The 21,980-nt window shown below is 68.0% G+C and carries 21 protein-coding genes; 7 read left to right on the top strand and 14 right to left on the bottom strand.

Features of this window, described 5'->3' with window-relative positions; translation table 11 throughout:
• Nucleotides 1-58: 58 nt before the first annotated feature.
• From FS388_RS08425 to glmS, 10 genes are all read right to left on the bottom strand, one after another.
• Nucleotides 59-1,831: a glycoside hydrolase family 3 N-terminal domain-containing protein gene (locus FS388_RS08425; RefSeq protein ID WP_305778813.1), complete on the bottom strand. Its 1,773-nt coding sequence runs from the start codon at nt 1,829-1,831 to the stop codon at nt 59-61.
• 48 nt (nt 1,832-1,879) lie between these two features.
• Nucleotides 1,880-3,040, bottom strand: a complete 1,161-nt coding sequence (locus FS388_RS08420) for a glutamate--cysteine ligase (protein WP_146341017.1) — start codon at nt 3,038-3,040, stop codon at nt 1,880-1,882.
• A gap of 264 nt (nt 3,041-3,304) precedes the next feature.
• The gene (gene tsaD / locus FS388_RS08415; protein WP_146341016.1) at nt 3,305-4,378 is read right to left on the bottom strand and encodes a tRNA (adenosine(37)-N6)-threonylcarbamoyltransferase complex transferase subunit TsaD; all 1,074 of its coding nucleotides are present in this window, start codon (nt 4,376-4,378) and stop codon (nt 3,305-3,307) included.
• Nucleotides 4,375-4,917 carry a ribosomal protein S18-alanine N-acetyltransferase gene (gene rimI, locus FS388_RS08410; RefSeq protein ID WP_146341015.1) on the bottom strand — a complete coding sequence of 181 codons (543 nt, stop codon included), beginning with the start codon at nt 4,915-4,917 and terminating at the stop codon, nt 4,375-4,377. The genes tsaD and rimI overlap by 4 nt, the downstream gene beginning before the upstream one ends.
• Nucleotides 4,914-5,585: a tRNA (adenosine(37)-N6)-threonylcarbamoyltransferase complex dimerization subunit type 1 TsaB gene (tsaB, locus tag FS388_RS08405; RefSeq protein ID WP_146341014.1), complete on the bottom strand. Its 672-nt coding sequence runs from the start codon at nt 5,583-5,585 to the stop codon at nt 4,914-4,916. The genes rimI and tsaB overlap by 4 nt, the downstream gene beginning before the upstream one ends.
• 64 nt (nt 5,586-5,649) lie before the next feature.
• A complete protein-coding gene (gene tsaE / locus FS388_RS08400; protein ID WP_146341013.1) occupies nt 5,650-6,261 on the bottom strand; it encodes a tRNA (adenosine(37)-N6)-threonylcarbamoyltransferase complex ATPase subunit type 1 TsaE in 612 nt (203 codons plus the stop codon).
• Nucleotides 6,261-7,436 carry an alanine racemase gene (alr, locus tag FS388_RS08395; protein ID WP_146341012.1) on the bottom strand — a complete coding sequence of 392 codons (1,176 nt, stop codon included), beginning with the start codon at nt 7,434-7,436 and terminating at the stop codon, nt 6,261-6,263. Before alr ends, tsaE begins: the two co-directional genes overlap by 1 nt.
• Nucleotides 7,437-7,457: 21 nt before the next feature.
• Nucleotides 7,458-8,267, bottom strand: a complete 810-nt coding sequence (locus tag FS388_RS08390; protein WP_146341011.1) for an NAD(P)H-hydrate dehydratase — start codon at nt 8,265-8,267, stop codon at nt 7,458-7,460.
• Nucleotides 8,267-8,623, bottom strand: a complete 357-nt coding sequence (locus tag FS388_RS08385) for a holo-ACP synthase (RefSeq protein WP_146341010.1) — start codon at nt 8,621-8,623, stop codon at nt 8,267-8,269. The genes FS388_RS08390 and FS388_RS08385 overlap by 1 nt, the downstream gene beginning before the upstream one ends.
• Nucleotides 8,624-8,630: 7 nt before the next feature.
• Nucleotides 8,631-10,502: a glutamine--fructose-6-phosphate transaminase (isomerizing) gene (glmS, locus tag FS388_RS08380; RefSeq protein ID WP_146341009.1), complete on the bottom strand. Its 1,872-nt coding sequence runs from the start codon at nt 10,500-10,502 to the stop codon at nt 8,631-8,633.
• Between the two features lie 156 nt (nt 10,503-10,658).
• Between glmS and coaA the strand changes: the two genes are divergently transcribed.
• A complete protein-coding gene (coaA, locus tag FS388_RS08375) occupies nt 10,659-11,642 on the top strand; it encodes a type I pantothenate kinase (RefSeq protein ID WP_246836356.1) in 984 nt (327 codons plus the stop codon).
• Nucleotides 11,643-11,647: 5 nt separating this feature from the next.
• Nucleotides 11,648-12,508, top strand: coding sequence for a D-alanyl-D-alanine carboxypeptidase family protein (locus tag FS388_RS08370; protein WP_146341008.1), 861 nt, complete (start codon nt 11,648-11,650; stop codon nt 12,506-12,508).
• 19 nt (nt 12,509-12,527) lie between these two features.
• Here FS388_RS08370 and FS388_RS08365 read toward each other — a convergent pair whose 3' ends face one another.
• The gene (locus FS388_RS08365) at nt 12,528-13,823 is read right to left on the bottom strand and encodes a CapA family protein (RefSeq protein WP_146341007.1); all 1,296 of its coding nucleotides are present in this window, start codon (nt 13,821-13,823) and stop codon (nt 12,528-12,530) included.
• A gap of 48 nt (nt 13,824-13,871) precedes the next feature.
• Between FS388_RS08365 and mscL the strand changes: the two genes are divergently transcribed.
• Nucleotides 13,872-14,408: a large conductance mechanosensitive channel protein MscL gene (gene mscL / locus FS388_RS08360; RefSeq protein WP_146341006.1), complete on the top strand. Its 537-nt coding sequence runs from the start codon at nt 13,872-13,874 to the stop codon at nt 14,406-14,408.
• Between the two features lie 2 nt (nt 14,409-14,410).
• Nucleotides 14,411-15,214 (top strand): aspartate dehydrogenase, encoded by an 804-nt coding sequence (locus tag FS388_RS08355; RefSeq protein ID WP_146341005.1) that lies wholly within the window; start codon nt 14,411-14,413, stop codon nt 15,212-15,214.
• 40 nt (nt 15,215-15,254) lie between these two features.
• Here the strand turns inward: FS388_RS08355 and glmM are convergent, their stop codons facing one another.
• From glmM to rplM, 3 genes are all read right to left on the bottom strand, one after another.
• Entirely contained in the window at nt 15,255-16,607 is a 1,353-nt protein-coding gene (glmM, locus tag FS388_RS08350) for a phosphoglucosamine mutase (protein ID WP_146341004.1), read from the bottom strand.
• Between the two features lie 81 nt (nt 16,608-16,688).
• Nucleotides 16,689-17,189: a 30S ribosomal protein S9 gene (rpsI, locus tag FS388_RS08345; RefSeq protein WP_146341003.1), complete on the bottom strand. Its 501-nt coding sequence runs from the start codon at nt 17,187-17,189 to the stop codon at nt 16,689-16,691.
• A gap of 36 nt (nt 17,190-17,225) precedes the next feature.
• The gene (rplM, locus tag FS388_RS08340) at nt 17,226-17,669 is read right to left on the bottom strand and encodes a 50S ribosomal protein L13 (RefSeq protein ID WP_146341935.1); all 444 of its coding nucleotides are present in this window, start codon (nt 17,667-17,669) and stop codon (nt 17,226-17,228) included.
• Between the two features lie 429 nt (nt 17,670-18,098).
• On the opposite strand from rplM, the gene FS388_RS08335 reads away from it, so the two are divergent.
• The 3 genes from FS388_RS08335 to FS388_RS08325 are packed head-to-tail and all read left to right on the top strand — an operon-like array spanning nt 18,099 to nt 21,938.
• Nucleotides 18,099-18,905, top strand: a complete 807-nt coding sequence (locus FS388_RS08335; RefSeq protein ID WP_146341002.1) for a DeoR/GlpR family DNA-binding transcription regulator — start codon at nt 18,099-18,101, stop codon at nt 18,903-18,905.
• Nucleotides 18,902-19,897, top strand: coding sequence for a 1-phosphofructokinase family hexose kinase (locus FS388_RS08330; RefSeq protein ID WP_146341001.1), 996 nt, complete (start codon nt 18,902-18,904; stop codon nt 19,895-19,897). Before FS388_RS08335 ends, FS388_RS08330 begins: the two co-directional genes overlap by 4 nt.
• A gap of 10 nt (nt 19,898-19,907) precedes the next feature.
• Complete coding sequence (locus FS388_RS08325; RefSeq protein WP_146341000.1) at nt 19,908-21,938, top strand: fructose-specific PTS transporter subunit EIIC; 2,031 nt, start codon at nt 19,908-19,910, stop codon at nt 21,936-21,938.
• The last annotated feature ends 42 nt before the right edge of the window (nt 21,939-21,980 follow it).

Genomic DNA, 21,980 nt, shown 5'->3' with positions numbered 1-21,980 from the left:
CAATATATTTATTGCAACGCAGTCGCAGTATGCGCCCAATGTACGCACGGGCCCACGCTCAGCACGCGGAGTGTCCCAGCTCGAACTCCCCCACCTGCACGGGAAGCTGCCCGGGAGCCTCCGCCCCCTGGAGAATCTCGATCAGAGCATCGAAGCTCTCTTCGGACCGTCCGAAGAGTCCCACCTTCGTCGCAGCAGCGGAATCGGCGAGCGCCTCCGGACGGTCCACGGCGACTACGACATCCCCACTCCCTGCGGTCGTGCCGCCGAGCAGAGTCACCACAGTCCCCCATCCGATTTCCAGGCCGGCGCCCTCCGCAGCCCGCGAGAAGCGTGCGCGATCCTGTTCGGTGCCGCCGACGACCTGCACGGCGTCCTCCACCGCCGGGACACCGCACTCGCCCTCCACCAGAGTGACGGCCTCAGCGGCCACCCTCTCGGCCACGCCTGGCCCGTCAAGATCCCAGAGGCTCTCCCCCTCCGGGGCGATCTCATCGGCCAGCTCAGCACCGGGGCCGGCGGCCAGCGCACCGGCCGCCAGCCCCTGCTGCCACAGCGCCAGGGCTGCCACGCGCTCAGCCGCCTCGACGAGCCTCTCCTCAGGAACCTCCTCAGACCCCACTGCCTCCACAATGGCCGCGTGAGCACCCGCGGCGCTGGCCGGCATCAGCAGCAGATCGGCGCCGGCCGCGAGCGCATCGACCACGGCCTGGTCACCCCCATAGCCCTGGGCGATAGCCCCCATGTTCATCGCGTCGGTGACGATCACTCCCTCATGGCCCATCTGCCGGATCTCGTCGTACGCCGCTGAGGACAACGACGACGGCACCCCAGGATCCAGGTCGGGGACATCCAGGTGTCCCATCATCACCATGGGCACTCCCGCCTCCGCCGCTTCGGCGAAGGGGATCCAGTCCCGGCTGCGCAGCTCATCGACGCTCTGATCCTGCACGGGCAGCGTGTCATGGGAGTCCTCCGAGACGGACCCGTGGCCGGGGAAGTGCTTCACCGATCCTGCGAGCCCGCCCTCCGCCAGACCGCGGATGCCGCTGAGCGCCAGGTGACCGACCGCCTCCGGATCGCTGCCGAAGGATCGCGAGCCGATCGTCGGGTCCTCGACGCCCATCGTGACGTCGGCGTTCGGCGCGAAGCTGATGTGGAACCCGATGCCCTCCAGCTCCGCGGCCATCTGCCGGTGACCATGGTGGACCTCCGCCGCATCGGCCTCGACGACGGTGTCGGGATCCTCCTCCGCCTCGTCCGAGGGGATCGCCCCGTATGCCATCGGCGTGGGCCACTCAGTGAGCGGATCGCCCACCCTCGTCACCAGCCCGCCCTCCTGATCGACCGAGACCATCGGGGCGACGGCTCTCTCCCCCTCGCCTGCAGAACGGATGCGCTCCAGCTCGGCGGCGAGCCGCTCCACGTCGACCTCTCCGGCCTCGGCAGGCACGTTGTGGCCCATCACGATCACGCCGGCCAGATGGTGCTCCTCGATGAGCTCGGCGGCCTCCGCGCCGTCGACCCCCGAGTACTCACCCATCAGGACCTGCCCAGCCAGCTGGGGCAGAGACATCTCCGCCACCAGTTCGGCCGCCTGCTCGGCATGCTCCTCACCCGGCCCGGACAGGGCTGCCGCCCGCTCCTCCAGGGCCTGCTCCGCAGCCTCTCGCTGCCTGGCCTCCTCCTCGGCGGCCTCCTGCTCCGCGAGCTCCTCCTGGGAGGGCTCCTCCTCGCCTGTGCCGGCCTCCTGCGTCTGGTCATCCCCGCACGCGGAGAGAAAGAGGGCAGCGACCAGCGCGGTTCCCGTCACACGGAGTCTCAGAGTCATCCGGGCTAGGATACGGCCGAATCCGGAGGGCGCGGCGCGGGGTGCGGCTCAGAGCGGCGAGAGGCCGTTGATGCTGGTGCGGGTGCGGGCCGCAGAGTCCAGGACCACCTGACGGAGATCGCCGTCGTGGAGCTCCGCCACCTTCTTCTGCCGCTGATAGCCGGCCTGCTTGGCCATCTGGTCCACGTAGCGCAGCTCCTCCGCGCAGCCCAGCTGCTTCGCGATCGGCTCCAGGCGGTCCAGCTCCTTCGCCAGATGATCGCCGACGAGCTCCTCATCCCCCGCCTCGTTGAGGATGATGATGGCGTCCATCCCATACCGCGCGGCCCTCCACTTGTTCTCCTTGATGAACCAGGCGGGCATAGGCGTCACCGAACCGCCGGCCTCCAAGGTGCGAAGCGTCTCCTCCACGAGGCACTGTGTGAGCGCCGCAAGACCTGCTATCTCCTCCAGAGTGGCCACGCCGTCGCACACGCGGAGCTCCACAGTGCCGAGCCGCGGCACCGCGCGAACGTCCCAGCGGACCTCCGCCACACCGTCGACCACCCCGGTGTGCATGAGGTCGCTGACCGCACGCTCGTACCCTGACCACTCCTCGAACATGTACGACTGACCGGCGGTGGGCAGCTGCTGGAACATCAGGGCACGGTTGGAGGCATACCCGGTGTTCTCCCCGGACCAGAAGGGCGAGGACGCGGACAGGGCCTGGAAGTGGGCGTTGTAGTTGCACAGCGCATTGACGGCGGGCATCGCGTACTTCACATCGGGAAGCCCCACGTGCACATGGACGCCGTAGATGACCATCTGGCGTCCCCACCACTGCGTGCGCTCGATCAGCTCGTTGTACCGCTCCTTGTCCGTCACCGGCTGCTTGGTGGGGGGCGCGAAGGGATGCGAGCCCTGGCAGTAGAGCTCCACATCCAACGGCTCGCAGTGGCGCATGACGTTCCGTGCGGTCTCACGCAGCTGCTCGACGCCCTCGCCCACCGTGCCGCACACATCTGTGATCAGCTCCACGGTGTTCAGCAGCAGCTCCTGCTTGACGTAGGGGTGCTCGTCCTCGTCCGTCAGGTGGGGCATATCCGTGCGAACAGCCTCGAGGATCCGCTGCGCCACACTGCGCAGGTCGCCGGTCTGGCGATCGACCAGGGCCAGCTCCCACTCGATGCCGAGCGTGGCCCGCTCAGACTGGGCAAACGTCAGTTCCACAGTTCTCCTCACCGTCGATGCAGCAGGCTCCCACCCTATTCATCCAGCTGAAAGCCGCCTGACAAGCCTCTTGACGCCGTCTGCGGAACACGGGAATCGACGCAGGAGGCGGCACAGGGCCCCGCACGATGCGGAAGGCCCCGCACCCGGACCGCAGCTTCGCGGCGGCCCACCCTCCCCTCGTTCGGTGCTGGACTTCCGCGCCGTCTGACGCCGGATCCGCCCGAATTGCTGCGCGAATCCAGCAGCGAACGGGCGGGCGCTTCAGACCGTGATGCGCCGAGCCGGGAGGCTGGAGAGCGCGGGAATGTCCAGACCCGACGGTGCGGCGCCTGCGGCCACCAGCTCCGCACCCAGGGCAGCCACCATTGCCCCATTGTCCGTGCAGAGATTCACCGGTGGGATGGTCAGACTGATCCCGGCAGCCTCGCAGCGTTCGGCCAGCAGCGCGCGCAGCCGCCGGTTGGCCGCCACGCCTCCGCCGAGCAGCAGGTGCTCGATGCCGTGCTCCCCGCACGCCCGTACTGCTTTCGCGGTGATGACGTCCACCACCGCCTCCTGGAAGCTCGCGGCGATGTCCGCGACAGGAACCGGGAGCCCGGCCCGGTGGAACTGCTCAACAGCCCGCGCAACGGCCGTCTTCAGCCCTGAGAAGGACCAGTCGTGCCGGTGCTTCCCCGGAGCGGCAGCCGATCCCACGAACTTCGGGGCGGTCAGCCCGCGCGGGAAGGTGAATGCCTTCGGGTCGCCGTCGGCGGCCGCAGCGTCGATCTTGGGTCCGCCCGGGTACCCCAGTCCCAGCAGACGCGCTGTCTTGTCGTAGGCCTCTCCGGCGGCGTCATCGATGGTCGAGCCCAGCAGCTCGACGTCGCTGCTGAGCGAGCCGACCCGCAGCAGCTCCGTATGGCCGCCCGAGACCAGCAGAGCCCCCGTGTGAGGCGGAAGGGTGAAGCCGCTCTCGTCACTGCTCAGCGTGCCTGCAGCCACGTGGGCGACCAGGTGATTGACGCCGTAGAGCGGCGCGCCCAGGGCCAGCGCCAGCCCTTTGGCCGCGGAGACCCCCACCATGAGCGCCCCGGCCAGGCCCGGCCCTGCGGTGACCGCAACCGCGTCGATGTCCTCAAGCTCCACGCCTGCCGCGTCCAGGGCTGCGCGGAGAGTGGGGCCGAACGCCTCCACGTGGGCTCGGGCGGCGATCTCCGGGATCACTCCGCCGAACCGGACATGCTCCTGCATCGACGAGGCGACCTCGTGAGCAAGCAGCGTCCGGCCCCGCACGATCCCTATCCCTGTCTCGTCGCAGGAGGTCTCGATCCCCAGCACCAGCGGCTCCGTCATGATGTGCCTCCTACGGGGCCCAGCGGCGCTGGACGCTCTGCAAGTCGTTTGCGCATGATGAGGGCATCGCCTCCGTCGGCGTAGTAGGTGCGACGCAGGTGAATCTGTTCGAAGCCGTTCCGCAGGTAGAGCCGCTGCGCACCGGGGTTGTCCGCCCGGACTTCCAGGAGCAGATCCTCTGCGCCCCAGGTGCGCGACTCAGCCTCGATCAGTCCCAGCAGCTCACCCCCGAGTCCCTGGCCCTGCGCCTCGGCGGCGACGGCGAGCGTCTGCACGTCAGCCAGAGGCAGAACGCACATCATCCCGGCGTACGCGATGATCCGGTCCTGCTGCTCGGCGACCCAGTACTTCCGCGTCGCCCGCTCGACGGGGAGGGTCGGCGAAGCCTGCGCGAGCTCGTCGTAGAAGAAGGCCTCCGGCCAGGGGTCAGAAGGGAAGAGCTGGTGCTCCAGCGCCAGGACGGCAGGCACGTCGGCGGCGGTCATACGACGCAGCGTGAGGGGACGGTCCTCAGCGGCCCCCTGAGGAGGTGCGCTCATGCCGAATCCCGCTGAAGCTGGGCGGGGACCTTAGCGTCGGAATCGCGCAGGTAGAGCGGACGCGGGGCGCACAAGACCCCCATCAGCTCACCGGCGAGCGCGCCCTCTGCCAGCGCGGCCAGCTCTGCGGCGTGCGGCACCCACACGTCCGAGCCCTCACCCGAGGCGCGGAGATGCTGCGGGTAGAGGCTGACTCCTGCTCCGACTGCGGGAAGGTCCGGCAGGTCAGCCGCCGGTCCGACGAAGGGCCCCTCCAGGAGCCTTGATCCCTCGTCATCGTTCTCGTAGCGGCCCCAGTAGACCTCGCGGCGCCGCGCATCGGTGGCCACGAGGAACTCGCCCTCGACAGTGTCGCTCTCCACTGCGCGCAGAGCCAGGGAGTCCAGGCTGCAGACCCCATGGAGGGGCCTTCGCCATCCGATGGCCAGAGACTGCGCGAGCGCGAGGCCGACCCGCAGACCGGTGAACGGGCCGGGGCCCACCCCGACGACGATGCCGTCCAAGTCTGTGCCTGACAGGTGCTCCTGCTTGAGCAGCTGCTGCACCGCCGGTGCGAGGACCTCAGCGTGAGCGTTGGCCGCATCGGTGCTCCACGCGGCGAGCGTCTCGCCGTCGCGGGTGATGGCGGCGGAGGCGCCGGCGGAGGTGTCCAGGGCAAGCAGAAGCACCCACCAATTCTAAAGGGGGGCCGAGCCCCTCCCCTGCACACTGCTCTGAGCGTCGGTGCGGGGCTCAGAAGCCGGGCAGGTCGCCCCACCGGGCGCCGTAGGCGCGCACCGTGGCCGCGCGGGGCGTGCCCATGAGGTCGTCCGAAGTCTCGGTGAAGTCTGTCCGCAGACCGGGTGCAGCCGCAGACTCAGCAGCGCCCTCCGGGCCCGGCATTCTGGGCGAGGCCCCCTCAACATCTGTGGGACGCAGCTCGATATCGAGCCAGGAGCCCGCGGGGCCCAGCAGCGGTTCCTCAATGCGGCCGCGTCCCCACTCCACCACGGTCACGGAATGGGGCAGCGTGGCTCCCAGGTCCAGTGACTCCACCCCGTCTGCATCCGTCCTGTATGCGTCCACATGGACGAGGTCAGGCCCCTCGCCCTCATTGCGGTGGACGCGGGAGAGAACGAAGGTCGGCGAGGTGACCGGGCCCTCGACGCCCAGCGCGGCGGCCAGCGCCTGGGTGAAAGTCGTCTTCCCAGCGCCCAGGCCTCCGGAGAGCACGATGAGGTCTCCTGGTTCGAGGCGCTCAGCCAACCGATGGGCGAACGCGGACGTGTCCTCGAGATCGGCGAGGACCGCCTCCTGAGTCCATCGCGCTCCCCCCGGCGCCTGCGGCGGCTCGGAGCTCACCATCACAGCGCGCCCTGAGCGGAGGGGTCGTGCCCGTCCTCGGCGCTGTCGACGACCTCGCGGGGAACGCGCGGGCCGATGCGAGTGATGATCTCGTAGTTGATGGTCTGGGCCGCAGTGCCCCAATCCGCGGCGGTGATGCCGGACTCTCCGCCGAAGATGACGACGTCGTCGCCCACGGCCACGTCCGTCTCGTCGGCGCCGAGGTCGACGACGAACTGGTCCATCGCGACGCGTCCGGCGGAGCGGTACACCGTGCCGTTGATCCACACCGGGGCGTCGACGGCGATGCGCGGGATCCCGTCGGCATAGCCCAGCGGGATGAGAGCCAGGGTGGTGGGGCTCGAGGTGCGGTGGGTCAGCCCGTAGCTGATTCCCTGGCCGGCCGGGACCCTCTTGATATTGGCGACGCTCGTGCGCAGCTCCATCGCAGGACGAAGGCCGAGGTCATCCGGTGTCCGGTCGGCGAAGGGGCTCTGCCCGTAGACCCCCACTCCGACCCTGACCATGTCGAAGTGCGCATCGGGGCGGGACAGGGCCGCAGGAGTGTTCGCCGCGTGCCGCAGATCCGGCACCACACCCTGCGCCTCAGCGATGTCCACCGCAGCGCGGAACGCGTCGAGCTGCTCGTCGGTCTCCCTGCGGTCGGGCTCGTCCGCCACCGCAAGGTGGGTGAAAATGCCCTCGACACTGATGAGGCCCCGCTCCGCGTACTCCGCGGCTTGGGCCACCAGGGACGGCCATTGGTCTGCGGGGCAGCCGTTGCGGCCCAGACCGGTGTCGATCTTCAGGTGGACACGGGCGGGCATGTGCAGCCGCTCGGCGGCCTCAGCGATGAGGTCGAGCTCCCACCCGGACACGCCGAGATCGATCTGCTGGCGGATGCCTTGCGAGAAGTCGGTGGTGCGGGTGTGCAGCCAGGCGAGGATCGGCGCCTCAATCCCCGCCGCGCGCAAATCCGCAGCCTCGGTCACATGTGCGGTGCCGAGCCAGTCGGCACCTGCGTCGACGGCAGCCCGCGCAGCGGTGAGGGCACCGTGGCCGTAGCCGTCGGCCTTCACCGCCACCAGCACTTTGGCGGGACGGACGTAGTCGGCCAGGGTGCGCACGTTGTGCCTGAGGGCATCGGCATTGATGCGTGCGGCACGCTCGCGCCCGGCGCTGCCGGAGATATTCATGGCATAAACCCTAACGGGAGCTCACGCTGCGTGTCGGATCGCATCCACAAGATGGGAGGCTCCGAAGCGGCCCCGTCTGCGCGGATCGAGCCGCTGTGCTGCCGCCCCGTGCAGCCTGACGGCCAGCATGGCGACCACGTGGGGCTGCTCGGGCTGGGTGGCCAGCAGGGCACCCAGAATTCCTGCGAGCACGTCCCCTGTGCCGGCGGAGGCGAGCCCGGGTGCATGAGCGCGATGCGTGCGAACAGTGCCGTCGGGACGGGCGACAGCGGTCTGAGGACCTTTGAGCACCACCACACAGCCAGCGGCCTCCGCCAGGGCCGCAGCCGCGGCGGCGGGCTCCTTCCCCTTCAGGCGAGCCTGCGCCTTCTCGCTGCCCAGCCGCTGAGCCAGGCGGGCGGCCTCACCGGCGTGCGGGGTGAGCACGATGTGCTCCCCGAGCTCAGCGGCCGGAACCTGCTCGGGGATGAGATCGAGTCCGGTGGCGTCGACGACGCACCGTGTGCCTGCGCGGGCTCCCGCGCTGAGAGCCTGTGCGGCCTCTCCGGTCCTGCTCTGGTCGAGGCCTGGGCCGATCACGGCGGCCTGGGCAGAATTCATCCTGTCCCGGGCGGCCTGCGCCTCGACGGCGACCACTTCGGGGTAGGCGACGAGGACGAGGTCCGCGGAGCGCCGCGGCGTCTGGAGAGTCACCATGCCGACGCCGGTGCTGACCGATGCGCCTGCGCAGAGCACCGCCGCCCCGGGGTACTGCTCAGAGCCGGCCACCAGGTGAACGGTGCCCCTGCTGTATTTGTGGTCCTCCGTACGAGGCCCGCGGATCGAAGGCATCAGCTGTCTCCTTCGGCCACCACCATGGCGGTGGCGATATCGCCGTCGTGCGAGAGGCTCAGGTGCCAGCGGGCCACTCCCCGGGCCTGAGCGACGGCGGCCACGCTCTCGGTGATCTCCACGCGCGGAGCGCCGGAGGCGGCCGGCACGACCTGGCAGTGCTGCCAGTTCATCCCGGCCGGGGCGCCGAGCGCTTTGGCCACGGCCTCCTTCGCCGCGAAGCGCGCCGCCAGCGAACGGTCGCTCAGTCCCTGCTCCGCCGGGGTGAAGAGCCGCTCCCGGAGAGCAGGAGTGCGCCGCAGCTGCTCCCGGAACCGGGAGACCTGCACAACGTCAACACCGATGCCCAGAATCACCGACGGATCATTCGACGGTGACGGATTTGGCGAGGTTGCGGGGCTGGTCGACGTCGTAGCCCTTCTCCGCGGCCAGGGCGCAGGCGAAGATCTGTAAGGGCACGGTGGTCAGCAGCGGCATCAGCAGCGGCTGAGTCTCAGGCACGAAGAAGACCTCCTCGGAGAACTCAGTGACTGCCTCATCACCCTCTTCAGCCACCGTGATCGTCTTAGCACCCCGGGCCCTGACCTCCTGGATGTTCGAGACCACCTTGGAGTGGACGCTGTGGCGACCGTGCGGTGAGGGCACCACCACGAACACCGGCTGGCCCGGCTCGATCAGAGCGATCGGCCCATGCTTCAGCTCACCGGCAGCGAAGCCCTCAGCATGGATATAGGCCAGCTCTTTGAGCTTCAAAGCCCCCTCCAACGCCACCGGGTAGCCCACATGACGGCCCAGGAACAGCACACTGGGGGTGTCCTTCATCGCCCGGGCCAGCTCACGGATCGGATCAGCCTGATCCAAGATCTGCTGGATCTTCTGGGGGATCTGGCCCAGATCTGCCATCACATCCCCGATCTCCTCAGCGAACATCTGCCCCCGCAGCTGCGCCAAGTACAGGCCCAGCACATAGGAGGCAGCGATCATCGCCAAGAACGCCTTCGTCGAGGCCACCGCGATCTCCGGGCCGGCATGCAGATACAGCACCGCGTCCGACTCCCGCGGGATCGTGGACCCATTGGTGTTGCAGATCGCTAAGGTCTTCGCGCCCTGTTCCTTGGCGTAGCGGACCGCCATCAGCGTATCCATCGTCTCCCCGGACTGGGAGATCGAGACCACCAGAGTGTTGGAGTCGATGATCGGGTCCCGATACCGGAACTCATGAGCCAGCTCCACCTCCACCGGAATCCGGCACCAATGCTCAATCGCATACTTCGCCACATGCCCGGCGTAGGCAGCCGTCCCGCAGGCGATCACCATGATCTTGGTGACCTCCTTCAAATCCTGAGGATCAATGCGCAGCTCATCCAGACTCAGCCGACCCGCAGCATCACTCCGGCCCAGCAGCGTGTCCTCCACCGCCTTAGGCTGATCATGGATCTCCTTCTCCATGAACGTGTCGAACCCGCCCTTCTCAGCCGCGGCAGCATCCCAATCCACATAGAACCGCCTGCCTGTGGCCGGGACACCGTCGAACCCGATGATCGCCACATCATCGGCAGTGATGGTCACGATCTGATCCTGCTCCAGCTCCACCGCATCACGAGTGAAATCAATGAACCCCGAAACATCGCTGCCCAAAAAGTTCTCCCCCTCACCCAAGCCCACCACCAACGGGCTGTTGCGCCGGGCCGCGACCACCTGCTCCGGGGCATCAGCATGAACCGCCAACAAGGTGAACGCCCCCTGAAGCTCATTGACCGCCAAACGCATCGCCTCCGTGAGATCCCCCGCAGCCTCACCACGGTAGAACTGCCCGATCAGCTTCGCCGCGACCTCAGTATCCGTCTGAGACTCAAAGACCTCACCCGCCTCCACAAGCCGGGCCTTCAAAACCGTGAAATTCTCAATGATCCCGTTATGGATCACCGCCAACCGGGACCCATCACCAAGATGCGGGTGAGCGTTCTCATCCGTGGGGCCCCCATGAGTCGCCCACCGGGTATGCCCAATACCCACCCGCGCCGGGGCCATCGGAGCCTGGTCGATCTCATCCAAGAGATTCACCAGCTTCCCCGCCTTCTTCCGAGCAGCGACCTGCCCATCAGCGATCGTGGCCACACCAGCAGAGTCATAGCCCCGATACTCCAACCGGCGCAGACCCTCCAGAAGCACATCCAACGCCCGAGGCGCACCAACCCGATCAGCCGAAGCAACATAACCCACAATTCCACACATGCAAGCAAGAGTACCGGTGCCGCGCACCGGAGGCCGAGCCGCTATCGTGTCAGGGTGTCCGCACCTGATCACTCCGCCCGCGAGCGGCCCGAGGCCCACGCCGACCACCGGCTCCCGCCTCTGCGGCCCGCCCTGCACACCGCGCCCCTGCCGCGGCTGAGCGACGCCGCCCCGTGGGCACAGTCCCCTCCGGCGCTGCAGACCCGCAGCAGCTCGCCCTTCGTGGAGCTCGAGCGCGACACATGGGCTCATCTGGCCGACACCATTGAGCAGCCCCTCAACCAGGACGATGTCGACCGGCTGCGCGGCATCGGCGAGCATCTCAGCCTCAATGAGGTGGAGCAGATCTACCTTCCGCTGAGCAGGCTGCTGTCCATCTACGTGGAGTCCAACACGGAGCTGCGGCAGCGCACCAACGAGTTCCTCGGCGAGGACACGCGTCGCACCCCGTTCGTGATCGGCGTGGCCGGTTCCGTCGCGGTCGGCAAGTCCACCACGGCCCGCGTGCTGCAGGAGATGCTCTCGCGCTGGTCATCGACCCCGAGGGTGGAGCTGGTGACCACCGACGGATTCCTGCACTCCAACGCTGAGCTGGAGCGCCGGGGCCTCATGGACCGCAAGGGCTTCCCCGAAGCGTATGACCGCCGGGCCCTGCTGAGATTCGTCTCTGAAGTCAAGTCCGGCCGCCCCGAGGTGACGGCGCCCAAGTACTCGCACGTGAAGTACGACATCGTCCCCGAGGAGCGCGTCGTCGTGCGCCGCCCGGATGTGCTCATCGTGGAGGGGCTGAATGTGCTGCAGCCGGCTCGTCCGCGGTTCGACGGGACGACGGGGCTGGCTCTGAGCGACTTCTTCGACTTCAGCATCTACGTCGACGCACGCGCCGACCACATCAAGAAGTGGTACGTGGACCGGTTCATGCGATGGCGCGACTCCGCGTTCGCCAAGCCCGGCGCCTACTTCCATCGCTACGCCTCGCTGAGCGACAGTGCGGCGACCGATTGGGCCACCGACATCTGGAACCGGATCAACGGTCCCAACCTGCGCGAGAACATTGCTCCGACCCGTTCCCGGGCCAAGCTGGTGATGGTCAAAGGTGAGGACCACGCCGTATCCCGGGTGCTGCTGCGGAAGATCTGAGCCTCGTGTGCACTGACCGTCCCACCCCGTTCATCACCCGTCGCGCGCTGCTTGCCCTCAGCGGGGCCGCAGCGCTCAGCGCCTGCGCGCCGAACGCAGACGAGTCAGCCAGCCCGAGCACGCCGACGGAGACCGTCCCTGTGCCCGAACCCACCAGGAGCGCACAGAGCTCACCGCCCTCACCGGAGCCCACGGAGGAGGACGACGAGGCGGCCGAGGAAGAGGAGGACCAGCGCACCTCTGACCCCAGCTGGGACCCTGACTCCACGTATGTGCTGGTGAACAAGCGCAATCCGCTCGAGCCCCCCGACCATGTTCCCGCAGACCTTCGCGAGGTCGACGTGCTTCAGCACTACCCCGGCCAGCGGATGCGCGACGAGGCCGCAGGTGCGCTGGAGGAGCTGTTCGCCGCGGCAGAGGAGGCCGGGCACAGGCTGGCCGTCACCACCGCCTACCGGGACTACGATCACCAGTTCGCCCTCTACGACAGCTGGTACAGGGAGCACGGGCAGGAATGGACCGATGCCGTGTCTGCTCGGCCGGGATACTCCGAGCACCAGACCGGCCTGGCCGTCGACATCCTGACGGAGGACTCGCATCCCGACGAGCTGCTCGAGTCGTTCGGCGGCATGCCGGAAGGCCGATGGGCGGCCGAGAACGCCCATGAGTTCGGCTTCCTCATCCGCTATCCCGAGGGGGCGGAGGACATCACCGGATACCGCTATGAGCCGTGGCACCTGCGCTACGTGGGCACCGAGACGGCCGCCTCGGTCTTCGAGGAGGACGTCACGCTCGAGGAATACTGGGATCAGCCTCCCGCACCCGACTACGAGTACGACTACGGCGAGGACCCGGCCGCGCCCTGACCCCCGGGGGCGCAGAGCGTCACCGTGCGGAGCGCCGGTGGACCTCGGGGCTTTCCCCGGCAGCCTCGGGTGCTTCGCTGATGAGCTGCTCCTCCCCCACGACCTCGAGGACCCGCTCCCAGCGCGACTCCAGAGCGTCCTGGGGAATGTCATGGCTGTGCTCACCGTCCATCAGCTCAGCCAGGGGATAGATGCCCCGAAAGACCTCGTCGTCGCGGCTGGCGCCCTCACGGTCGACGGTGACGGGGGACCAGCTCATCCCTGTGATGCGGGCACCCTCCTCATCCGCCTGCGCCTCCGCAAAAGCCATGACGCCCACTGCAGTCTCGGGGATGCAGCACTCCTCGTCCTGATTGGCGAAGAAGTTCCCCAGAGACCATGTCACCCACATGCCCTCGTCCTCAGGCCCTCCCTGGAGCTCCTCCATCGGCTGAGGGGTATGAGTGTGGTTGCCGAAGACCAGGTCGATCTGGCCGCCGTCAGCCAGCTGCGCCGCGTAGTCCCGCTGCTGATCGTTGGGCGAGTGCGCGTACTCCTCGCCCCAGTGCACGGATGCGATGACGAGGTCCGCGCCGTCTGAGCGGGCCTGCTCGGCCAGGGCGCTCAGCTCATCCGGGCTGCCGTCGGAGACCGCCCAGGGTGCGTCCTGAGGCGGATAGAACGGATCGTTGTGGATCTGAGTGTTCGCCACGTGAGCCACCACGATCTCCCGCCCGCCGCGCTCCAGGGTGTAGAGCTGGGGCTCGGCAGCCTCCTCCTCGGTGCGGGCAGTGCCGGCGTGGCCCAGCCCCGCCGAATCGAGGGTCACCAGAGTGTGCTCCAGCCCTTCCATTCCCATATCGAGGGAGTGGTTGGTAGCCGTGGCGCAGCCGTCGAAGCCGACCTCCGCCAGGGATTCGGCGAGGCCTTCGGGCGCACCGAAAACGGGGTATCCCACGGGCTCTGTGCCCGGAGGCGCGATCGGCACCTCGAGACCGCACAGTGCCAGATCAGCCCCTTCGATCCAGTGCTGGACCCCGCTGAGCTGCTCGACGAAGTCGTGTCCGCCGTCCTCCTGCGCTGCGGCGGCGATGACCGCGTCGTGCGGCAGCACATCTCCGGAGGAGAAGATGGTGAAGGTCTCGGGGTCGCCCTCGTTCGGCTGCTCATCGGCGCCCGGCGCTTCGTCGGGCTCGTCCGTCGCCCCCTCGAGCGATTCGGAGGGGCCGCCCGGTTCGCTCCCCTCGTCCGGACCCTGGGAATCCTGCGCCTGGCATGCCGTCGCCGCACCGGCGATCAGCGTCATCAGCAGCGCAGCGCGAATACTTCTCCTCATGGGACCGCAAGTCTAGGGGCTCGGCCGACGGGAATTTAGGATGGCGGCATGCTCAAGGGATTCTTCGACTTCATCAAGCAGGGCAATGTGGTGGACCTCGCGGTGGCGGTGGTCCTGGGAACAGCATTCGGCGCTGTGGTGAACGCGTTCGTGGAGAGCGTCCTGATGCCTTTCATCGCCCAGCTCATCGGAGGTTCGGAGCCTGAGTTCGACCAGCTGTGGGCCTACACCATCCCCGGCCTCCAAGGCCCGGATATGGAGTTCGGCGTCCTTGTCACCACCGTGGTGAACTTCCTGCTCATCGCTGCAGCCGTCTACTTCGTCATTGTGATGCCGATGAACCGGATGATCGCAGCGCGCGCCGCACAGAGCACTCCTGAGCCCGAGGAGGAGAACGTCGTCCTGCTCAAGGAGATTCGGGACCATCTCAAGGCCCAGACCGAGGTCATGAACCCGGCGTTCGTCCAGCAGCTCGTGGAGGCTGAGCGTCGGGCCGAGCGCGAGAGTCAGATCGACGAGCAGCAGTCCCTGGCGCAGGGAGGGCTTCTGGGCCGCGCGAAGAAGCTTGTTCGAGGAAAGGCCTGACCATGGACGCACCTTCGCGCATTGCTGTGCTCGGCGTCGGGGCGATGGGACGGGCGGTGATCGGTGCTCTTCGCCAGCGCGTCCCCGAGGCAGAGCTGCTGTTCTACGAACGTGAGCACCGTGTGGATGCCCTGGCTCAGGACCTGGGCATCTCAGGCTTCGGCAGCATGACAGAGCTGCTGCGGAGGGAGCCGCATCTCGTCGTGGAATGCGCGGGCCACAGCGCAGTCTCCGATCTGGTGCCCGAGGTGCTGGATGCGGGGATCGACGTGGTGGTGGCCTCGGTGGGGGCGTTGGGCGATCGGGGCCTGCGTGAGTCGCTGGAGCACCGTGCGTCCTCGGCGGGCGCGCTGCTCCAGCTGGTGCCGGGAGCGGTGGGCGGCTTGGATGCCCTGCGGGGCGCGATGCTCGCCGGGGTGGACTCGGTGATCTACGAGGGGCGCAAACCGCCGGGGGCATGGAAGGGGTCAGCCGCGGAACGCGTGTGCAGCCTCGAGAGCCTCACCGAGGAGGTGACGTTCTTCCGCGGATCGGCAGCTGAGGCTGCGTCCGAGTATCCCAAGAATGCGAACGTGACCGCTGCCGTGGCGCTGGCTGGCGTGGGGTTCGAGTCGACCGAAGTGCAGCTGACGGCCGACCCTGAGGCCGAGGAGAATTCCCATACCCTCAGCGTCGAGGGCAGGTTCGGACGCTTTGTCATCACCCTGGCCAACGGCCCGCTCCCGGAGAACCCTCGAACGTCGTGGCTTGCTGCGCTCAGCGTCGTGGAAGCGGTCGTGAATCGGACACGGCCGATGCGCTTCTGATGGGCGCCGTCCGTCATGCCTCCGTCCCAGCCGCGGCTGGTCAGAGGGTGAGTTCTTCTTTGACGATGTCGGCCAGGGTCTGGCATTCGGCCTCAGCGATCTCGGGGTGGGCGGCTTCGACCATGACCCGAACCACCGGCTCAGTGCCTGAGGGGCGCAGCAGCACACGCCCATGCTCACCCAAGCGTTGCTGAGCAGCGGCCACCGCGTCCTGGACCGGGCCATGAGTCTTCGCCCGGGCACGATCCACCCCTTTGACGTTCAGCAGCACCTGCGGCAGACGTGTCATCGCCTCCCCCGCCAGCTCCTTCAGACTCTTACCCGTGGCAGCGACCCGGGCCGCCAGCTGCAGACCCGTGAGCACCCCATCACCAGTGGTCGCATAATCAGCGAAGATCAGATGCCCCGACTGCTCACCGCCCAATGAGTACCCGCCGGCGCGCATGCCCTCGAGCACGTAGCGGTCCCCCACGGCGGTCTCGACCACACTGATCCCCGCCTCAGCCAGACCCAGCTTCAGCCCCAGATTGCTCATCACCGTGACCACCAGGGTGTCATCAACCAGGCCCCCAGCCTCCTTCAGCCCCCGAGCCAGAACCCCCATGATCTGATCACCATCGATGACATCGCCGCAGTGATCCACCGCCAGGCACCGATCCGCGTCCCCATCATGGGCCACCCCCAAATCCGCGCCATGGGCCAGCACCGCCTGCTGCAGGTTCTGCAGATGCGTGGACCCATAGCCAGCATTGATGTTCAGTCCATCCGGGTCAGCGCCGATGACGATCACCTCAGCCCCCGCAGCGGCGAAGGCCTCCGGAGAGCACCCGGACGCGGCACCATGGGCACAGTCCAGCACCACCTTGACCCCCTGCAGCGAGATCCCGCCCAGGGAGGCCAGCAGGTGGACCACATACCGGTCCTCAGCATCAGCGAAGCGCTGAACCCTGCCCACATCAGCGCCCACCGGGGCAGGAGCATCCACACCCATCTGAGCCTCGATCGCGTCCTCCAACGCATCATCAAGCTTATGGCCGCCCGCGCCGAGGAACTTGATCCCGTTATCCGCCGCCGGGTTGTGCGACGCGCTGATCATCACCCCGAAATCAGCGTCGATATCCCCGACCAGGAACGCCGCAGCAGGAGTCGGCAGCACCCCCGCATCAAAGACATCCACCCCCGTGGAGGCCAGACCCGCCTGCACCGCAGCCGAGAGGAACTCCCCCGAAACCCGAGGATCACGAGCCACCACCCCCACCGGACGGCGCCCATCACCACGGCCCTCACCACCGAGGACCACCGCAGCCGACTGAGACAAACGCAAAGCCAGATCCGCGGTCAGCAGCTCATTAGCCACCCCGCGAACCCCATCGGTTCCAAAGAGTCTTGTCATATCGATGATGAGTCTAATAGGCCGAGCACCAGAAAACCCCCGCAGGCAGAGCCGGCGGGGGTTTTCTTCAGAGCGCTGGGGTCAGCGCTTCGAGTACTGCGGTGCCTTGCGGGCCTTCTTGAGGCCGGCCTTCTTGCGCTCCACGGCACGGGCGTCCCGTGTGAGGAAGCCGGCCTTCTTCAGGGCAGGGCGATTGTGGTCGCGGTCGATGCCGTTGAGGGCACGGGAAATGCCCAGGCGCAGCGCACCGGCCTGGCCGGAGGGGCCGCCTCCGTCGATCAGGGCGACCACGTCGTAGGCGCTGCTCAGGCCCAGCAGTGTGAAGGGGTCATTCACTTCCTGCTGGTGCAGCTTGTTGGGGAAGTAGTCCTCCAGGCTGCGGCCGTTGATGGACCATTTGCCTGAGCCGGGGACGATGCGGACGCGTGCGCGAGCCTGTTTGCGGCGACCGATAGCGGCGCCGGAGACGGTCAGGGGTGCTCGCTCGGCGGCGGGCTCTGAGGTCTCTGTCTGCGTCGACTCCGAGGTGAAGCTTGAGAGCTCCTCGGTTTCGGTGGTGAGCTCTTCAGTGTTCTGAGCCACGTTTCTCCTAAAATTCTAAGTTTCTGGTGGCCAGGACTACTGAGCGACCTGGGTGATTTCAAATGGCTTGGGCTGCTGTGCAGTGTGCGGGTGCTCACTGCCTGCATAGACGCGCAGCTTCTTCAGCTGTGCGCTGCCGAGCTTGTTGTGGGGAAGCATGCCTTTGACGGCAATCTCCACGGCCCGGGTGGGGAAGCGATCGATCATTTCCTGGAAGGTCATCGACCGAATGCCGCCGGGGAAGCCGGAGTGGCGCCAGTAGCGCTTCTTGGCCGCCTTGTCGCCGGTGACGGCGACCTTGTCAGCGTTGATGATGATGACGAAGTCGCCCATGTCCTGGTGCGGCGCGAAAGTCGGCTTGTGCTTGCCGCGCAGCAGGCCGGCGGCGTGAGTGGCCAGCCGTCCCAGGACGACGTCGGTGGCGTCGATGACGTGCCACTGAGGGTCCGCGTCGCCTTGCTTGGGGGTGTACGTACGCACGATGTTCATGCCTTTACGGTCGGTTGTTCTACGGTCAGGCTCCCGCTTCCGCCCGTGTGTGAGATACACAGCAGGGCAGGCGCCTGTTCACTCTTCAGGTCCGGGGCGCCGAAGCGCCCCTGATGTGTCGGTGCAGTTCCGGCTTTCCAGGTGAGGGCTGGAATTATGCCGGGCCCGTAGGTCCCCGTCCCGTCTCGCGGAGGCTGGATGGCCATGCAACTGAGCCGCCTCGACACGAATCCAGGCAGGGTGGACACGCACAACAACTCTCTACTGTACCGGATCCCCGCCCGGCCTGCACCCCGCGGGGCGGCCCAAGTGGGCACATGCAGACGACCCCGTTGCAAACAAAGATTTACGCAGATATTGTGTGGCATAACGCACATTAATATGGCGCACATCACATCTGCTGCTTCTGAAGGAGACCGTATGCCGCTGCTCGCCGCCGAGCGCCACAGCCGCGTTCGCACGCTTCTGCTCCAGGACGGAAGCGTCAGCGTCCAGCAGCTGGCCGACACCTTCGCCGTGACGAGAGAGACGATCCGCCGCGACCTCGACCAGCTGGAGCAGGAGGGAGCGCTGCGTCGTATTCATGGAGGCGCCGTGCCTGCGGCCTCCGCATCCCGCACCGAAGAGCCGCTCCAGGCCCGGCAGGGCCGGCACGCCGAGCAGAAGCGCCGCATCGCCCGTGCGGCAATGTCCTATCTTCCCCCGTCGGACGGAGGCTCCATGCTCATCGATGCCGGCACCACCACCGAGGCCCTGGCGGCCCTTCTGACAGATCCGCTGGAGAAGAGCGCATCGGACTCCGAGCAGCGTCGCTGCCTGATCACCAACGCCGTCCCGATCGCACTCATGCTCAGCTCATCCGCGGACGTCGACGTCGAGATGCTCGGCGGCAGCGTGCGCGGCATCACCGGAGCCGCAGTCGGTGTGCAGACCACTGCGGCCCTGCGCAGGCGGCGTGCCGACGTCGTCTTCCTCGGCACCAACGGCGTGGACGCCGGATTCGGCCTCAGCACGCCCGACACCCAGGAAGCCGCGGTGAAGACTGAGCTGCTCGCCGCTGGGCGTCAGCGCGTGGTGCTCGCCGACTCCTCGAAGCTCGGCCGGAGCTCCCTGGTGCAGTTCGCGCAGCTGGACGACATCGATGTGCTGATCACCGACGCCCCTCCGCCGGCCCTTCTCGCTGAGGCGCTCAGCGAGGCAGAAGTGTCTGTGGTGGTGGCCCCGTGATCCTCACCGTCACTCCTAATCCCAGCCTGGACAGGACAGTGGAGCTGCCCGCCCCTCTGGCCGTCGGACAGGTCCAGCGCGCCGCCGCGCAGCACTCCGAACCCGGGGGCAAGGGCGTCAACATCACTCGTGCCCTTGCCGCAGCCGGCGAGTCTTCCCTCGCGCTGCTGCCCGGGGATCCCGGCGATCCCGTTCTTCTTGCCCTCGAAGAGCTCGAAGTTCGCCACGAGGCGCTGCCCATCGGCGCGGCTCTGCGCACCAACATCACCATCACCGACCCGGCCGGCACCACCACCAAGATCAACGAACCCGGCCCCGCGCTCGTCCAGGATCAGGTGGAGGCGCTGGCCCAGGCGGTGATCCGGCGTGCAGGGACCGCCTCCTGGACAGCCCTGGCAGGCTCACTGCCGCCAGGCGTGCCCGAGACCTTCTATGCAGATGTCATCTCCCGGCTCCGCAGCGCAGCCGGCGAGGCACCGCACGCCATCGCCGTCGACGCCTCGGGCCCCGCGCTGGCGCACGCCGCCGCCGCCGGCCCGGACCTCATCAAGCCCAACGCTGAGGAGCTCCTCGAGCTCCACCGCGCCCTGATCGGCCCCGAAGCCACACCCGCCGTGCACGCGTCCGAGCTGGAGGGTGACCGAGGCTTGGCCGTCGAGCTGGTTCGCCGCCTCCAGACGCGCGGCGTCCGGTCTGCGCTGGTGACCCTCGGTCCGCACGGCGCCGTCCTCATCCCGGAAGAGGGTTCGAGTGCCCCGGTCCTCGCCGCATCAGGCCCTCCGCTGGTGGTGCGCAGCACCGTCGGAGCCGGCGACGCCTCCCTGGCCGGATACCTGCTGGCCGCCCATCGGGGCGGGACGGCAGAGGAGCGCCTCCTGCGCGCCGCCGCGCAGGGCCGGGCGGCCGCCTCCCTTCCCGGGTCCACGATGCCTCGCCCCCATGACCTCAGAATCCTCGACATCGTCGTCGAACACATCACTCCCACGAAGTAAGGAAATCGCCATGTCCATCACTGCCTCTGACCTGGTCAGCCTGGATGAGCTCACGGAGGACGAGCCGCGCGCCGTAATCCGAGCCCTTGCCGAACGGCTCGCTGCGGCCGGCCGCGCCGAAAGCGCCGATGCGGTCTTCGACGCCGCCTGGGCACGGGAGGAGCAGTCCTCCACGGGAATGCCCGGCGGCTTTGCCATACCCCACTGCCGGACAGCTGCGGTCAGCGAGCCCACGGTAGCCTTCGCCCGCCTGCCGCAGCCTGTCGCGTTCGATCCGGACGAGCCGTCGGACCTCGTCTTCTTCATCACCGTCCCTGAGAGCGCGGGCCAGGAGCACCTGAAGATCCTCTCGACTCTCGCCACGTCGCTGATGGACGACGCCTTCGTCGCCTCGCTGCGCTCAGCGCAGAGTCCCGACCACGCGGTCGAGCTGCTCGATTCGGCTCTGGGAGGCCGCACCCGCCAGCAGGCAGAGCAGCCGGCACCAGCTCCTGCCCATTCCGCCGGCGCTTCGCAGAGCGTGGTTGCTGTGACGGCATGCCCCACCGGGATTGCCCACACGTACATGGCCGCCGATGCGCTCAAGCAGGCCGCCGAACGGCTCGGCATCGCGCTGCAGGTGGAGACGCAGGGCTCCTCGGGCTCCACTCCCCTGGAGCGCAGCGCCATCGCCGAAGCCTCGGCCGTGATCTTCGCAGCCGACGTCGACATCCGCGACAAGCAGCGGTTCGCAGGCAAGCCGGTGGTGGCCGCTCGCGTGCGGCGCGGCATCAACGAACCGGAGTCGCTGCTGCGCGAAGCCCTTGCTGCCGCCGACGACCCGCAGGCCCAGACGGTCGACACGGACGACGCCGCCGCCCCGCACGCCGCGGACGAGAAGCCGGAGAGCTTCGGGCGAAAGACTCAGCGCGTCCTCATGACCGGCGTGAGCTACATGATCCCCTTCGTCGCCGCCGGCGGACTGCTCATTGCTCTGGGATTCCTGCTGGGCGGATACAACATCACCGACACGGCAGAGGACATTGCCTTCGGCAGCACCCTCTGGAACCTCCCCTCTGAGGCTGAGCTGCCTGATCCCTTCCACGGCTTCGGCGCCCTGGGCGGGTACCTGGGAGCCGTGTTCTTCGTCATCGGAGGGGCCGCCATGAACTTCCTGGTGCCTGCACTGGCCGGCTACATCGCCTACGGCATGGCCGACAGGCCAGGCATCGCACCCGGCTTCACCGCCGGCGCAGTCGCGCTGAGCATGGACGCCGGCTTCATCGGCGGCATCGTCGGCGGTGTGCTCGCCGGCGCGGTCGCCGCAGGGTTCCGGCAGCTGGACGTTCCCCGCTGGCTTGCCGGCCTCATGCCCGTCGTGATCATCCCGCTGCTGGCCACCATTGTGGCCGCAGGTTCCATGGTTCTCTTCCTCGGCGGCCCCATTGCGGAGCTGACCGGGGCACTCGAGGCGTGGTTGGAAGGCATGACCGGCTCCGCCGCCGTCGTGCTGGGACTGATCCTCGGGCTGATGATGTGTGTGGATCTCGGAGGGCCGGTCAACAAGGTGGCCTACTCCTTCGCCGTCGCCGGCCTGTCGGGGGCGGTCGCCGCCGGTGCCGATGCTCCGCTGATGATTATGGCGACTGTGATGGCTGCCGGAATGGTGCCGCCGCTGGGCATGGCCCTCGCGACGTTCCTGGACCGCAGACTGTTCACTCGAGCGGAGCAGGAGAACGGCAAGACGGCCGTGCTCCTGGGCGCCGCGTTCATCTCCGAGGGCGCTATCCCCTTCGCCGCAGCGGACCCGCTGCGCGTGCTTCCTGCCTCGATGCTGGGCGGAGCGACCACCGGTGCACTGACGATGGCCTTCGGAGTCACCTCGTTCGCTCCCCACGGCGGTGTCTTCGTGCCCTTCGCCGTGGAGAGCTTCCCGCTGTTCCTCATTGCCGTGGTCTGCGGCGCCGCGGTCACCGCACTCAGTGTGATCGCCCTGAAGAGGTGGGCCCGCCGCGCACCGGCCGAGGCTGAGACGCCGGAGATGCAGCTGGCTGCAGCCTGATCTCCCGGCGAAGGACACGTGGCGCCCCCCTCTGACAGAGAG

Source organism: Nesterenkonia sp. NBAIMH1, from assembly GCF_007922635.1.
In the GTDB taxonomy this organism is placed as follows: Bacteria; Actinomycetota; Actinomycetes; order Actinomycetales; family Micrococcaceae; genus Nesterenkonia; species Nesterenkonia pannonica.
This window is presented reverse-complemented; position numbering and strand designations above follow the sequence as displayed.

Bases quoted from the DNA above. Each gene is read 5' to 3' on its own strand.
- FS388_RS08425 (WP_305778813.1), bottom strand. From the start codon at position 1,831: ATGACTCTGAGACTCCGTGTGACGGGAACCGCGCTGGTCGCTGCCCTC.
- tsaD (WP_146341016.1), bottom strand. From the start codon at position 4,378: ATGACGGAGCCGCTGGTGCTGGGGATCGAGACCTCCTGCGACGAGACA.
- rimI (WP_146341015.1), bottom strand. From the start codon at position 4,917: ATGAGCGCACCTCCTCAGGGGGCCGCTGAGGACCGTCCCCTCACGCTG.
- tsaE (WP_146341013.1), bottom strand. From the start codon at position 6,261: ATGGTGAGCTCCGAGCCGCCGCAGGCGCCGGGGGGAGCGCGATGGACT.
- alr (WP_146341012.1), bottom strand. From the start codon at position 7,436: ATGAATATCTCCGGCAGCGCCGGGCGCGAGCGTGCCGCACGCATCAAT.
- FS388_RS08390 (WP_146341011.1), bottom strand. From the start codon at position 8,267: ATGCCTTCGATCCGCGGGCCTCGTACGGAGGACCACAAATACAGCAGG.
- glmS (WP_146341009.1), bottom strand. From the start codon at position 10,502: ATGTGTGGAATTGTGGGTTATGTTGCTTCGGCTGATCGGGTTGGTGCG.
- FS388_RS08365 (WP_146341007.1), bottom strand. From the start codon at position 13,823: ATGAGGAGAAGTATTCGCGCTGCGCTGCTGATGACGCTGATCGCCGGT.
- mscL (WP_146341006.1), top strand. From the start codon at position 13,872: ATGCTCAAGGGATTCTTCGACTTCATCAAGCAGGGCAATGTGGTGGAC.
- FS388_RS08355 (WP_146341005.1), top strand. From the start codon at position 14,411: ATGGACGCACCTTCGCGCATTGCTGTGCTCGGCGTCGGGGCGATGGGA.
- glmM (WP_146341004.1), bottom strand. From the start codon at position 16,607: ATGACAAGACTCTTTGGAACCGATGGGGTTCGCGGGGTGGCTAATGAG.
- FS388_RS08335 (WP_146341002.1), top strand. From the start codon at position 18,099: ATGCCGCTGCTCGCCGCCGAGCGCCACAGCCGCGTTCGCACGCTTCTG.
- FS388_RS08325 (WP_146341000.1), top strand. From the start codon at position 19,908: ATGTCCATCACTGCCTCTGACCTGGTCAGCCTGGATGAGCTCACGGAG.